Raw genomic sequence first — 13,333 nt, forward strand, 5'->3', positions numbered from 1 at the left:
AATAATGATATGAATGAAAGAGGCACACTTACTATGCGCGATGTTGTTATCGTTGCCGCTGGCCGTACGGCGGTTGGTGCGTTCAATGGTTCTCTCTCCTCCCTTTCCGCTGCATCTCTGGGTACAACCGTTCTTAAAGGCCTGCTGGAACAGACCGGGCTGAACCCCGCCGAAGTCGATGAAGTAATCCTGGGCCAGGTGCTGACCGCCGGTTGCGGCCAGAACCCGGCACGTCAGGCGATGATTCATGCCGGTATTCCGCAGGAAGTTCCGGCCATGACCATCAACAAGGTATGCGGCTCTGGCCTCAAGGCCCTACAGCTGGCAACTCAGGCCATCCGTTGCGGCGATGCCGACGTGATCATTGCCGGTGGCCAGGAAAACATGTCGCAGTCACCGCATATTCTGCCAAACTCCCGCAACGGCGCACGCATGGGCGACTGGAAAATGGTCGATACCATGATCAATGATGGCCTCTGGGATGCCTTCAACAACTATCACATGGGCATCACCACCGAGAATATTGTCGAGAAATACGGTTTCAGCCGTGAAGAGCAGGACGCCTTTGCCAGTGCCTCACAGAACAAGGCCGAAGCAGCCGTTACCTCTGGCCGTTTCAAAGATGAAATCATTCCGGTGAGCATTCCTCAGCGCAAGGGCGACCCGGTTGTATTCGATACCGACGAACAGCCGCGTTTCGGCTGCACCCCTGAAGCGTTGGGCAAACTGCGTCCGGCGTTCAAGAAAGACGGCACCGTCACCGCCGGTAACAGCTCCACCATCAACGATGGTGCCGCTGCCGTAATCCTGTGCTCCGCTGAAAAGGCCGAGGCCCTGGGTCTGAAACCGCTGGCCCGGATCAAAGCCTACGCCTCTGCCGGGGTGGACCCGGCGATCATGGGTACCGGCCCGATCTGTGCCACCACCAAGGCACTGGAAAAAGCCGGCTGGGGTATCGATGCTCTGGAACTGGTCGAAGCCAACGAAGCATTCGCGGCTCAGGCGATGGCGGTCAATAAGGACCTGGGCTGGAACACCGAGCTCGTCAACGTCAATGGCGGTGCGATTGCCCTGGGCCACCCGATCGGAGCCTCCGGCTGCCGCGTTCTGGTCAGCCTGGTTCATGAGATGATCAAACGTGACGCCAAGAAAGGTCTGGCAACGTTGTGCATCGGTGGTGGCATGGGTACAGCTCTGGCGATCGAACGCGACTGATCAACCCATAGTTAACCTGTAGCCTGAAATACAACAGCCGCCTCTTGGGCGGCTGTTTGCTGCTATAGTCCGGGACAGGCTCAAGCGGTTGCGATCGCGCCTTTACCAATCCCTTCGAACGCCCGCACGATAATCTCGTCATGCGGATACGCTGCCTTGATTTCAGCCGCCAGATGCATGGCAATCTGCTCAACCGTGGTTTCGGTGTCGATCAGATAGCAAGCCTTCGCTGGCAAACTCAGTTCAAATTCACCCTGAGGGGCCGTGTAGGCATACCGGTGCTCGCCATTGGCATCCGCTTGCAGGTGCGCGCGGGTACCCACATAGATATCACGGAAACGCTCGGCCCACTCCCCCTCCAGGGCTTCGTCACGCTGGTGGTTCCGGTAGATCTCGATCTTCGAGCGATGGCCATGCGCAATACGCTGGCAGTTGCCGTCATGTTGCTGCAGACCGTGGCTGTAGTGATAGAAGTGTCCATCGATCGACTCGGCGACGAACGCCAGTTCAACGCCCTTGACCTGATCCGGGAACAGCGCTAGCAGCTGATCACGGCACCATTCAGCCAGGCCACGCTCGTCAATGGCCTCAACCGGTACCGCCGCAATTGCCTGCTCGGGAGCTCGGCAGTGGAAACGGCTGCCATCAGGGTACTGCCAATCAACGTCCGTCATGCCCTCGGCCGTCGTCAGCGCAAGCCGTGCCATTCCGGTCGGCACCACCAACTGGTGGTCGACATGTGTATCCAGCCACTGCTTGACCCGGCGTTTGACGACACCGAAGTCGCAGATCATGCCCTGAGCATCAAGGCTGCCATCCAGCACCAGTTGCACCGCCCAGGACTCGCCGAGCAGACCACGTTCCGGATGCAGGTAGGAGAAATCCACGTGGGTCAGGTTATCGACAAAAAGCTTCACGGCCACCTCATCAGTTAAATTAATAGCGCCATTTTAGCGGATTCGGGCGGCGCTTTCACAACAGCCTGTGGTCTATCTGGCCGCTACTATATACTAGACCTTTTGACTGTTTTGCAGGTACTCATGCGACTCGATAAATACATTGCCCAGGTCACCGATTTCTCGCGCAAGGAGGTCAAACGCCTGCTGCATGCAGACGAAGTGTCCGTCAACGGCGAGTTAGAACGGAACCCGTCCCGCAAAATTTCTGCAACGGATGCCGTCAATCTGCAGGGATTCCCGCTGGAAGCGCCCCGCACCCGTTATTTGATGCTGTACAAGCCTGAAGGTGTCGTCTGCTCCACCGACGACCCGACCCACCCCACGGTGCTGGCCCTGCTGGAGATGCCGCGCGTCGAACGCCTTAACATCTGCGGCCGTCTTGATGTCGACACCACCGGTCTGGTGCTGTTGACCGACGACGGTCAGTGGGCGCACCGGGTCGCGTCACCCAACCACAAGACCGGCAAGGTCTATCATGTCACTACGGCAGCGCCGATTGCCGCAGACGCCATACAGGCATTTGCCGACGGCATCATGCTTAATGGTGAACGCCTCCCCACCAAGCCTGCCGAGCTGGAGATCCTGTCTGAGTATGAGGCTCGAGTCTGCCTGCACGAGGGGCGCTACCATCAGGTGAAGCGCATGTTCGCCGCGATCGGTAACCGGGTGGAATCCCTGCACCGTGAGCAGATCGGCTCGATCTGCCTCGACGAAATGCTGGAGCCCGGTGAATATCGCGAATTGACCGCCGACGAAATTGCCAGTATCTGATATGGACCTGCTGACCCCGGAACTCAACCACTACCTGCGCAGCACGCAACGACCCACTTTGTGGCTGGTCGATGAGAATATTCAACTCGATACCGCGGCCAACCCACAGGTGCATGTCATCGGCAACCGCCTGGATGTGATCGAACGCCTGCAGGCACAGCATTGGCAGGCACAGTTCAGCGACTTCGACCTGTCAGCCTATGCTGAGGGCCACTTCGCGCAGGTGCTGTACCGTGTTTCCAAGGAAAAACCGGTCGTACACTACCTGATCAGCGAGGCCAAACGTCTGCTGGCCACAGGCGGTAGCCTGATTCTTCTGGGTGACAAGGGTGAAGGTATCCGTACCTACGCGCGCAAGGCAGAGGCCTGCCTCGGCGGTGTTCGCCAGGAACGTAAACTCGGGGGCGACAGCTGGTGCGCCGAAATCACCGCTGCCTATGCACCCGGCACTTGCCCAGAACACCAGGACTATACTGCCCTGCGCCAGGTATGCAGCGATCAGCACCACCAGTATGTATCCAAACCGGGGTTGTTCGGCTGGAACAAGGTCGACCGGGGCAGTGCATTATTGATCGAACATTTGCCGGCCATGCTGGAAGCACCGCTTCCGTTTCGGGGATCAGTGCTCGACCTGGGCTGCGGTTTTGGTTATCTGGCCATCAATGCCGCAGGCCCTGAAAGCCGCCTGGTATGCACCGACAATAACGCTGCTGCACTGCAGGCCTGCCGCTATAATCTGAATCAGGCCGGCCTGAATGGCGCTGAAGTCATTGCGACCAATGCCGGCGATCGCTTGCAGCCGGACTTTGAGCTGATCCTGTGCAATCCGCCATTTCACAGCGGCTTTTCGGTCGATGGTGACCTGACCGATCGCTTCCTGCACTCAGCCCAACGCCTGCTGGCCGTGAACGGAACGGCCTGTTTCGTGGTCAATCAGCATATTCCGCTGGAGCGCAAGGCCGCTGGCCTGTTTGCCGATATCGTCACTTACATGGATAGCGGCCAGTTCAAACTGGTACGGCTGCGCCAACCGATCAACCGTCAGACACGGGGACCTTCATGACCTTCGACTACCTTCGCCAAAGCCTGTTTTTCTTCCGCAGTCATTTCAACCGGCTGGCGCTGATCCAACTTCCCTTTCTCGCCATTCTCGGGCTGGTACAGTTTCAGCTGCTGCAGGGCATCACCGATGCCGGCGAACAGATGGAACTGGTACAGCGCAACATGTTCCTGAACTCTGCGCTGGATATCGCCATGATGCCGATCTATTGGGGGGCTACCCTGCTGTACATGCAATCGGTCCTGCAGGGGCAACCGTTGCAGGCCGGGCGTGCACTGAGCTTGAGTCTGGCGTGCTGGGGACGACTGCTGATCACCTATATCATCAGTGTGCTGGCGATCTCCTTCGGCCTCGTACTGCTGGTGATACCCGGCATCTACATCGGCGTACGCCTGGCATTTGCCGAGTTTTACTGTGTCATGGAAGGCAAGGGACCGATGGAGTCCATCCGCGCCAGCTGGGAGCATACGGCTGACTTCTTCTGGCCGCTGCTGCAGGGCATGGTGCTGATTTTCGGTGTTCTGTTGGTGGCTGAAATGCTGTTCGGCCAGCTGCTCGTTGAACAGCAGGGTGCGATGATGCTGGTCTCGCTGTTGATCCAGTTCCTCGGCGTTCTGCCCACCATCTATGCCTACCGTCTCTATTGCGTAATGAAAGAGGAACAAAAAAGCCTCTGAGCCATCACCGCCGAGCATCCAGATACAAAAAAGCCCCTGCCGACCAACGTCGACAGGGGCTTTTTCAGCTTTGACACTTATTAGCTGGAGACAGACTCGTCTTCAACCAGATCTTTCATGGACAGCTTGATGCGGCCACGAACGTCAACGTCGAGAACCTTGACCTTCACCATCTGGTCCATCTTGATGTAGTCGGTTACGGCCTGTACGCGTTCGTTGGCGATCTGGGAAATGTGAACCAGACCATCCTTGCCCGGCAGGATGTTAACGAATGCGCCGAACTCTTCAAGACGCACAACCTTGCCTTCGTAGATCTTGCCGATTTCAGCTTCAGCCGTGATCGCCTTCACGCGTTCAACCGCAGCCTTGCCCTTGGCCTTGTCGTCAGCGTAGATACGTACGGTACCGTCGTCTTCGATGTCGATCATGGCACCGGTTTCTTCAGTCAACGCACGGATGGTCGCGCCGCCCTTGCCGATCAGGTCACGGATCTTCTCCGGGTTGATCTTCAGCAGGGTCATGGCCGGTGCGTTGTCCGGCAGTTCCGGACGTGCATAACCGATCACTTTCGCCATCTCTTTGAGGATGTGCTTACGTGCTTCACATGCCTGCTCGAGTGCGATCTCCATGATCTCTTCAGTGATACCGGTAATCTTGATATCCATCTGCAGAGCGGTTACGCCTGCATCGGTACCGGCAACCTTGAAGTCCATGTCACCGAGGTGATCTTCATCACCCAGGATGTCGGTCAGTACGGCAAAGCGGTCGTTTTCTTTAACCAGCCCCATGGCGATACCCGCCACCGGCGCTTTCAGCGGTACACCCGCATCCATCATGGAAAGAGACGCACCACACACTGACGCCATGGAGCTGGAGCCGTTGGATTCGGTGATCTCGGATACGATACGGATGGTGTACGGGAACTCTTCCTGCGTCGGCAGTACTGCCGCTACGCCACGACGTGCCAGACGGCCATGACCGATCTCGCGACGACCGGCACCGCCCATACGGCCGGCTTCGCCTACGGAGTACGGAGGGAAGTTGTAGTGCAGCATGAACGGATCTTTGCGTTCGCCTTCGATGGCATCGATCAGCTGCTGGTCACGGCTGGTACCCAGAGTACAGGTAGCGATCGCCTGAGTTTCGCCGCGGGTGAACAGCGCCGAACCGTGCACGCCTTTGAGCATGTCGATTTCAACGTCGATCGGACGTACGGTTTTGGTATCACGGCCATCGATACGCGGTTCGCCATCGATGATGCGGTTACGCACAATCTCTTTTTCCAGCGCGCTGAAAATGCCGGCGACCGCTTTCGCGCTCGGCTTGTCCGCTTCGCTGCCGGACAGCGTATCAACTGCCTGGCTGCGCAGTGCGGCAAGGCTGTTCTGACGCTGCATCTTGTCAGCCACCTGGTAAGCCGCGGTGATGCCTGCTCCTACCAGATCACGTACCTGCGCAATCAAGGCTTCATCTTTCGCGGCCGGCTGCCAATCCCACTTCGGCTTTCCGGCTTCAGCAACCAGTTCGTTGATGGCGGTAATCGCCACCTGCATTTCCTGGTGTGCAAACAGGACTCCGCCCAGCATTTCGTCTTCGGTCAGTTCTTTCGCTTCAGACTCAACCATCAGTACGGCATCAGCAGTACCGGCAACAACCATGTCCAGCTCAGAGGTCGCCAATTCTTCATAGGTCGGGTTGAGGATGTAGCCGTCGGCTTCGGTGAAACCGACACGGGCACCACCGATCGGGCCCAGGAACGGCAGGCCGGAGATGGCCAGTGCCGCTGAGGTACCCAGCATCGCTGCGATATCCGGATCGTTGATCTTGTCGGCGGACATCACCGTGCAGACAACCTGAACTTCGTTCATGTAGCCTTTCGGGAACAGCGGACGGATCGGACGGTCGATCAGACGGGAAGTCAGCGTTTCCTTCTCGGACGGACGCGCTTCACGCTTGAAGAAACCACCCGGGATACGGCCAACAGCGTAGTATTTTTCCTGGTAGTGCACGGACAGCGGGAAGAAATCCTGACCTTCCTTCGCTTCTTTTGCACCAACAACCGTACAGAGTACCTGTACGCCACCCATGGTCACCATGACAGAACCGGTCGCCTGACGAGCAACCTTGCCGGTTTCGATGGTGATTTCATGTTTGCCAAACTGGAATGTTTTGCTAATCGCTTGCACGATAAAACTCCTTTGAGTCGAGTTATCCCGCCAGCCGACCAACCATACCTCTTTTCAAGCCAGTACTCAGTTATCAACTAAGGCAGTGGATAAGTGAGTACAGGCTGGATGATTGTGTCAACGCGTGCGGGGATCAGATAAAACTAAGGCCATACAATGTATGGCCTCAGCGCAGGACTGCTTAGCGACGCAGTCCGAGACGGCCGATCAGCGCCAGGTAGCGGTCAGCGTCTTTGCCCTTCAGGTAATCCAGCAGCTTACGACGCTGGTTTACCATGCGGATCAGACCACGACGTGAGTGGTGATCCTGCTTGTGCGACTTGAAGTGACCCTGCAGGCCTTCGATGTTCGCAGTCAGCAGCGCAACCTGAACTTCAGTAGAACCGGTATCACCGGTACCACGACCGAATTCAGCAACGATTGCCGCTTTTGTCTCGTTAGAAAGAGCCATTCTATTCTCCTCGTTAATATGCACACGGCCGCCCAATAAGGGATCAACGGCTGCGGATTAAAAGTCGCGCTGCACCGAGCATATTTTCAGTACAGCGTCAGTAAGGTCTCAAGACCCAACTCTTCAGGCACTGCTCACCAGGCGCTTGGCCCGGAGTACACCATCGGCGCCGATCTCGGCGATGCCCATAAAATCGTCTGGTCCGTCGGCAAACAGGCGTACTTCACCGCTGAGGGTGCCTGCATGGGTTGCACGCAAGCGCTGCCCCAACCGAACACGCTCCGCTTCTGCAGCAGTCAGCGTCAACGCCGGCAACTGAGCCACCGGACTCCATGGCGCCAATAATAACGCATCCAGGCGTTGGTGTATGCTGTTTTCAGCCTCATCCTGACGCGGTTCAGCCAGGCTTTGCAGCTGTTCCAGCGTCATCATCTGCGAGGCGTCAAACGGTCCGGTCTGCAACCGGCGCAGCATGCTGACATGCGCACCGCAGCCCAACAGCAAGCCCAAATCTTCGACAATACTGCGGATATAAGTGCCTTTGGAACAGAAGATCTCCAGATCCAGTTCGTCCGCTCTCACCGCTACCAGCTTGATCGCATGAATGGTCACCTGCCGCGGCTTCACTTCAACTTCTATGCCTTGGCGGGCCAGCTTGTACAGCGGCTGGCCATTGAGCTTGAGCGCCGAATAGACCGGCGGCACCTGTTCAATATCGCCACTGAAATGCTGCGTCAGCAGGGTTTCAATCTGTGCCGGATCAAGATCCGCCGGAACCGGCTTCTCTTCGATGACCGCGCCTTCGGCATCACAGGTATCCGTCCGCTGCCCCAGCTTTGCTGTGGTGATATAGCGCTTGTCCGAGTCCAGCAGATACTGCGAGAACTTGGTCGCTTCACCCAGGCAAATCGGCAACAGCCCTGTCGCCAACGGATCCAGCGCACCGGTATGTCCAGCTTTCGCCGCACCATACAAGCGCTTCACCCGCTGCAGAGCAGAGTTAGATGACAAGCCTATCGGCTTGTCCAACAGAAAAAGGCCGCTGATTGGGCGGCCTTTAGGTCTACGGGCCATAATATTCAGTTCCCGTTAGTATCTTCGTCATCATCCGCGCGCAGAGCTTCCTGCTGCCAGGCCTTTTCGATCAGGCCATGCAGATGCCGGCCGCGTTCCACACTTTCATCGAAGTGGAAACGCAGGTGCGGCATCACCCGCAGCTTGATGCTGCGGGCAAGCTCGGTACGCAGAAAACCGGACGCGTTATTGAGGACCTGAGAGGTAGCTTTCACTACATCCTGCTCGGCCTGATCACCAATTGCCATCACCGTGAAGTAGATATCGGCATAGCCGAGATCCTTGCTCACTTTGACATAACTGATGGTAACCATGCCCAAGCGTGGATCCTTGATCTCGCGCTGGATCAGGGAGGCCAGATCACGCTGGATCTGGTCCCCTATCCGGTCAGTTCGTTTGAAATCGCGTGCCATGATGCTCCGGTTACAGCGTACGCTGTACTTCAATGGTGTCGAACACTTCGATCTGGTCGCCGACCTTCACGTCGTTGTAGTTCTTCACCCCGATACCACATTCCATACCCTGACGCACTTCCGCAACGGCTTCCTTGAAGCGACGCAGGGATTCCAGTTCGCCTTCATAGATAACCACGTTGTCGCGCAGTACACGGATACGCTTGTTACGGTACACCGTACCATCGGTCACCATACAGCCGGCAATTGCACCCAGCTTCGGTGAACGGAACACGTCACGTACCTGAGCGATACCGACGATCTCTTCACGGTATTCCGGTGACAGCAGACCGGTCATTGCCAGTTTCACGTCATCGATGATGTCATAGATCACGCTGTAGTAACGCAGCTCCAGCTCTTCACGCTCAACGATCGCCTTGGCCTGGTTGTCCGCACGGACATTAAAGCCGATCAGGATCGCAGAGGATGCCAATGCCAGGTTGGCATCAGTTTCAGCGATGCCGCCTACGCCGCTGGAGACAATGGTAACCTTCACTTCGTCGGTCGACAGGTCTTCCAGAGACTGGATGATCGCTTCCAGAGAGCCACGGACGTCCGCTTTCAGAACGACGTTCAACGACTTCACTTCACCGGCCTGCATGTTCTCGAACAGGTTTTCCAGTTTGGCTTTCTGCTGACGCGCCAGTTTGACTTCGCGGTATTTACCCTGACGGAAGAGAGCAACTTCACGCGCTTTCTTCTCACTGGATACAACGGTGAACTCGTCACCGGCACCCGGAGTACCGTCCAGACCGAGGATTTCGACCGGAATGGAGGGACCGGCTTCTTCGATCGGCTTGCCGTTTTCGTCCAGCATGGCACGTACACGGCCGTAATGCAGACCTGCCAGAACGATATCACCCTTACGCAGAGTACCGTTCTGAACCAGCAGTGTGGAGACTGAACCACGTCCTTTATCGATACGGGACTCAACCACGACACCCTGTGCCGGCGCATCCTTGACCGCTGTCAGCTCAAGCAGTTCAGCCTGCAGCAGGATCGCGTCCAGCAGGGCATCGATGCCTTCACCGCTCTTGGCAGAGACATGCGCGAACTGAACATCGCCGCCCCACTCTTCAGGCAGTACGTCGCGCTGGGCCAGTTCGTTCTTGACCCGGTCCAGATCAGCATCTTCCTTATCGATCTTGTTCACCGCAACCACCAGCGGTACACCGGCAGCCTTGGCGTGCTGGATCGCTTCTTCGGTCTGCGGCATCACGCCGTCGTCCGCTGCGACAACCAGTACCACGATATCGGTCAGCTGAGCACCACGTGCACGCATGGCGGTAAACGCTGCGTGTCCCGGGGTATCGAGGAAGGTGACCATGCCGTTGTCGGTTTCAACGTGGTAGGCACCGATGTGCTGGGTGATACCACCCGCCTCGCCAGTCGCCACCTTGGTGCGGCGGATGTAATCCAGCAAAGAGGTCTTGCCATGGTCAACGTGACCCATGACGGTCACCACCGGTGCACGACCGACCTGCTCGCCCTGAGCCGCCTGAACGCTTTCGATCAGAGCATCTTCAATGGCGTTTTCCTGCATCGGAATCGCCTTGTGCCCCATCTCTTCAACGACCAGTACCGCAGTATCTTGATCCAACACCTGGTTGATGGTTGCCATGGCACCCATCTTGAACATCACCTTGATGACTTCAGCCGCCTTGATTGACATCTTCTTGGCCAGCTCGGCCACGGTGATGCTCTCAGGGACGTTGACTTCATGTACAACCGGTGCGGTCGGCTTTTCAAAGCCATGCTGGTTAGAACTGCCACCACGACGGGCATTCGTCGCAACACGCTTGCCACCCTTGCCACGACGGCCACGGGTGTCTTCCTGGCGTGCAGTCTTGCCACCCTTGCCACGACGCGGACGGTCGTCATCACTGCGGCGTGACTTTTCCTTGTCCTTACGACGCGGATTGTCATGAACCGGATCCGCAGCAACAGGGGCTGCAGGTGCAGCCGGTGCTTTCGCTGCAGCGGGCTTGGCAGCCGGTGCGGCAGCTTTGGCTTCAGCAGCCGGAGCTTCAACGGCAGCAGCCTTCGGTGCTTCGGCAACGGTTTCAGCCGGCTTGCTGACAGCCGCAGCAGGCGCTTCTGCCTTAACTTCCGCGACGGCAGGGGCGGCTACTTCTGCAACGGCCGGTGCTGCTTCTTCTTCCAGCGTCGAACGTTTGACGTAAGTGCGTTTCTTGCGCACTTCTACGCTTACGGTTTTGCGCTGGCCGGATGCACCGGAGATCTTCAACTGTGATTTAGTCTTGCGTTTCAGCGTAATTTTACTCGGTTCAGCCGTACCCGGCTGTTCACCATGACTACGTTTCAAATGACCAAGCAGCTTGAGGCGCTCGTCTTCAGAAACATTGGATTCGATCTTTTTGCCTTTGATGCCGGCTTCCTGCATCTGCGTCAGCAGACGCTCAGCGGATACACCAACCACATCGGCAAGTTGTTTAACGGTTACTTCTGCCATATATGTGTTCTCCTCTTCCGCTGGCGTTTACTGCTCTTGTGCAAACCAGGGCGCACGAGCGGTCATGATAAGCTCGGCGGCCTTGTCTTCAGGCAGCCCTTCAATGTCCAGCAGATCTTCGACAGATTGCTCTGCCAGATCTTCCATGGTGACAATGCCGCGAGCGGCCAGCTGGAACGCCAGGGTTCGCTCCATACCATCCATTGTCAGCAGGTCTTCAGCCGGTTCCACGTCACCCAGCTGCTCTTCACTGGCAATTGCCAGATTGATAAGAGCATCCTTGGCGCGGGCACGAAGTGCTTCGATCAGCTCTTCGTCAAATTCTTCGATGTCGAGCATCTCGTCAACCGGTACGTAGGCCACTTCTTCAAGTGACGTAAAGCCTTCACCTACCAGGATTTCAGCGACCTCTTCATCAATGTCCAGATGTTTGACGAACATGTCGATAACAGCACCGACTTCAGTCTGCTGCTTTTCGGCAGCATCGGCTTCCGACATCACGTTCAGAACCCAACCGGTCAGCTCACTGGCCAACCGCACGTTCTGACCACTGCGGCCAATCGCCATCGCCAGCGCTTCTTCAGCGACGGCCACATCCATCGAGTGGCTCTCTTCATCCATGACGATAGACGCCACTTCTGCAGGAGCCATTGCATTGATTACCAACTGCGCCGGATTGTCATCCCAGAGAATGATATCCACGCGCTCGCCGCCCAACTCGTTGGACACTGCCTGGACACGCGAACCACGCATACCCACACAAGCACCCACAGGGTCGATACGGCCATCGTTGGTCTTAACAGCGATCTTCGCACGCGTACCCGGATCACGGGCGGCAGCACGAATCTCAATGACTTCTTCAGCGATTTCCGGCACTTCAATACTGAACAATTCGATCAGCATTGCATTGGAACTACGGCTCAGTACCAGCTGCGGACCACGTCCTTCACTGCGCACTTCCTGTAGTACTGCACGGACACGATCCCCCATGCGGAAGCTTTCCCGCGGGATCAGGTTCTCACGCGGCAGCAATGCTTCAGCGTTATTACCCAGATCGACGATAATGTTATCGCGTGTCACTTTTTTGACCGTACCGGCGATCAACTCGCCTTTACGGTCCTGATACTGCTCGACCACCTTCGCACGTTCAGCTTCACGTACCTTCTGTACGATAACCTGCTTGGCAGTCTGAGCGGCGATACGGCCAAACGCGACCGACTCCACCTTTTCTTCGTACACGTCACCCGGCTGCAGTGCCGGATCAATTTCATGCGCTTCCTGTAATGTCAGCTCAGTACCCAGCGCTGGAACACCTTCGTTGCTGACAACCAGCCAGCGGCGCCAGGTTTCGTAGTCGCCGGTTGTACGATCAATCTCGACGCGGACATCAGCCTCTTCGTCGTAGCGCTTTTTTGTAGCCGTGGCCAGAGCAACTTCTATTGCTTCAAAAATGACGCCTTTGGGCACGTCTTTTTCATTAGAAACAGCTTCTGCAACCAGTAGAATCTCTTTATTCATACGACTGCCTCGCCAAACCTCAAACCGGTGTTAAAACTGGGGAATCACATTGGCACGGTCGATATAATCAACCGGCAACAGATACTCTTCATCATCGACAACCAACAGAACCTCGTCACCCTCGACGCCGTTCAGCAGGCCTTTGAATTTGCGGCGTCCTTCAAAAGGTACGCGCAGACGCAGCTGTACGGTGTGGCCTGCGTATGCTTTAAAATGTTCCAGGGTGAACAAGGGCCGATCCATACCCGGAGAAGATACCTCCAGCATGTATTGTTCCTGGATCGGATCCTCGACATCGAGAATGCCACTGACTTGATGACTAACACGCGCACAATCATCAACCGAGACGCCTTCCGGGCCATCAATGTAGATGCGCAGCGTGCTCTGCCGACCGGCCGAATGAAAATCCAGTCCCCATAGGTCAAGACCCAGCGCGACAACGGCCGGTTCTATCAATTCCTGTAAGGCTTTTAGTTTGGCTGACACTGACGAAGACC

The 13,333-nt window shown here is 56.7% G+C and carries 12 protein-coding genes; 4 read left to right on the plus strand and 8 right to left on the minus strand.

All coding sequences use genetic code 11. From position 1 onward, the window contains the following. Nucleotides 1-33 precede the first annotated feature (33 nt). Nucleotides 34-1,215: an acetyl-CoA C-acetyltransferase gene (locus tag CLV44_RS15740; protein ID WP_106593078.1), complete on the plus strand. Its 1,182-nt coding sequence runs from the start codon at nucleotides 34-36 to the stop codon at nucleotides 1,213-1,215. Nucleotides 1,216-1,295: 80 nt separating this feature from the next. On the opposite strand, the gene CLV44_RS15745 is transcribed toward CLV44_RS15740, so the two are convergent. Continuing rightward, complete coding sequence (locus CLV44_RS15745; RefSeq protein ID WP_106593079.1) at nucleotides 1,296-2,132, minus strand: 6-carboxytetrahydropterin synthase; 837 nt, start codon at nucleotides 2,130-2,132, stop codon at nucleotides 1,296-1,298. Nucleotides 2,133-2,255: 123 nt separating this feature from the next. Between CLV44_RS15745 and rsuA the strand changes: the two genes are divergently transcribed. From rsuA to CLV44_RS15760, 3 genes are read left to right on the plus strand one after another with little or no spacing between them, the layout of a single operon-like run. Further along, entirely contained in the window at nucleotides 2,256-2,945 is a 690-nt protein-coding gene (rsuA, locus tag CLV44_RS15750; protein ID WP_106593080.1) for a 16S rRNA pseudouridine(516) synthase RsuA, read from the plus strand. 1 nt (nucleotide 2,946) lies between these two features. Further along, on the plus strand, nucleotides 2,947-4,008 hold the full coding sequence (locus tag CLV44_RS15755; RefSeq protein ID WP_106593081.1) for a class I SAM-dependent methyltransferase: 1,062 nt from the start codon (nucleotides 2,947-2,949) through the stop codon (nucleotides 4,006-4,008). Further along, nucleotides 4,005-4,682: a YciC family protein gene (locus CLV44_RS15760; protein WP_106593082.1), complete on the plus strand. Its 678-nt coding sequence runs from the start codon at nucleotides 4,005-4,007 to the stop codon at nucleotides 4,680-4,682. Before CLV44_RS15755 ends, CLV44_RS15760 begins: the two co-directional genes overlap by 4 nt. Before the next feature lie 80 nt (nucleotides 4,683-4,762). Here CLV44_RS15760 and pnp read toward each other — a convergent pair whose 3' ends face one another. From pnp to rimP, 7 genes are all read right to left on the minus strand, one after another. Further along, nucleotides 4,763-6,868 carry a polyribonucleotide nucleotidyltransferase gene (gene pnp / locus CLV44_RS15765; protein ID WP_106593083.1) on the minus strand — a complete coding sequence of 702 codons (2,106 nt, stop codon included), beginning with the start codon at nucleotides 6,866-6,868 and terminating at the stop codon, nucleotides 4,763-4,765. A 181-nt stretch (nucleotides 6,869-7,049) separates the two neighbouring features. Next, nucleotides 7,050-7,319: a 30S ribosomal protein S15 gene (gene rpsO / locus CLV44_RS15770; RefSeq protein ID WP_106593084.1), complete on the minus strand. Its 270-nt coding sequence runs from the start codon at nucleotides 7,317-7,319 to the stop codon at nucleotides 7,050-7,052. A gap of 123 nt (nucleotides 7,320-7,442) precedes the next feature. Next, nucleotides 7,443-8,393 (minus strand): tRNA pseudouridine(55) synthase TruB, encoded by a 951-nt coding sequence (gene truB / locus CLV44_RS15775; protein WP_106593085.1) that lies wholly within the window; start codon nucleotides 8,391-8,393, stop codon nucleotides 7,443-7,445. 5 nt (nucleotides 8,394-8,398) lie between these two features. Continuing rightward, entirely contained in the window at nucleotides 8,399-8,806 is a 408-nt protein-coding gene (rbfA, locus tag CLV44_RS15780) for a 30S ribosome-binding factor RbfA (RefSeq protein WP_106593086.1), read from the minus strand. Between the two features lie 10 nt (nucleotides 8,807-8,816). Continuing rightward, entirely contained in the window at nucleotides 8,817-11,318 is a 2,502-nt protein-coding gene (infB, locus tag CLV44_RS15785; RefSeq protein ID WP_106593087.1) for a translation initiation factor IF-2, read from the minus strand. A gap of 27 nt (nucleotides 11,319-11,345) precedes the next feature. Continuing rightward, nucleotides 11,346-12,836, minus strand: coding sequence for a transcription termination factor NusA (nusA, locus tag CLV44_RS15790; RefSeq protein ID WP_106593088.1), 1,491 nt, complete (start codon nucleotides 12,834-12,836; stop codon nucleotides 11,346-11,348). Nucleotides 12,837-12,866: 30 nt separating this feature from the next. Continuing rightward, nucleotides 12,867-13,322 (minus strand): ribosome maturation factor RimP, encoded by a 456-nt coding sequence (gene rimP / locus CLV44_RS15795; RefSeq protein WP_106593089.1) that lies wholly within the window; start codon nucleotides 13,320-13,322, stop codon nucleotides 12,867-12,869. Nucleotides 13,323-13,333 lie beyond the last annotated feature (11 nt).

It is taken from the genome of Marinobacterium halophilum, from assembly GCF_003014615.1.
GTDB classification, from domain to species: Bacteria; Pseudomonadota; Gammaproteobacteria; order Pseudomonadales; family Balneatricaceae; genus Marinobacterium; species Marinobacterium halophilum.

Bases quoted from the DNA above. Each gene is read 5' to 3' on its own strand.
- rpsO (WP_106593084.1), bottom strand. From the start codon at position 7,319: ATGGCTCTTTCTAACGAGACAAAAGCGGCAATCGTTGCTGAATTCGGT.
- CLV44_RS15760 (WP_106593082.1), top strand. From the start codon at position 4,005: ATGACCTTCGACTACCTTCGCCAAAGCCTGTTTTTCTTCCGCAGTCAT.
- truB (WP_106593085.1), bottom strand. From the start codon at position 8,393: ATGGCCCGTAGACCTAAAGGCCGCCCAATCAGCGGCCTTTTTCTGTTG.
- CLV44_RS15755 (WP_106593081.1), top strand. From the start codon at position 2,947: ATGGACCTGCTGACCCCGGAACTCAACCACTACCTGCGCAGCACGCAA.
- infB (WP_106593087.1), bottom strand. From the start codon at position 11,318: ATGGCAGAAGTAACCGTTAAACAACTTGCCGATGTGGTTGGTGTATCC.
- nusA (WP_106593088.1), bottom strand. From the start codon at position 12,836: ATGAATAAAGAGATTCTACTGGTTGCAGAAGCTGTTTCTAATGAAAAA.
- rsuA (WP_106593080.1), top strand. From the start codon at position 2,256: ATGCGACTCGATAAATACATTGCCCAGGTCACCGATTTCTCGCGCAAG.
- rbfA (WP_106593086.1), bottom strand. From the start codon at position 8,806: ATGGCACGCGATTTCAAACGAACTGACCGGATAGGGGACCAGATCCAG.
- CLV44_RS15740 (WP_106593078.1), top strand. From the start codon at position 34: ATGCGCGATGTTGTTATCGTTGCCGCTGGCCGTACGGCGGTTGGTGCG.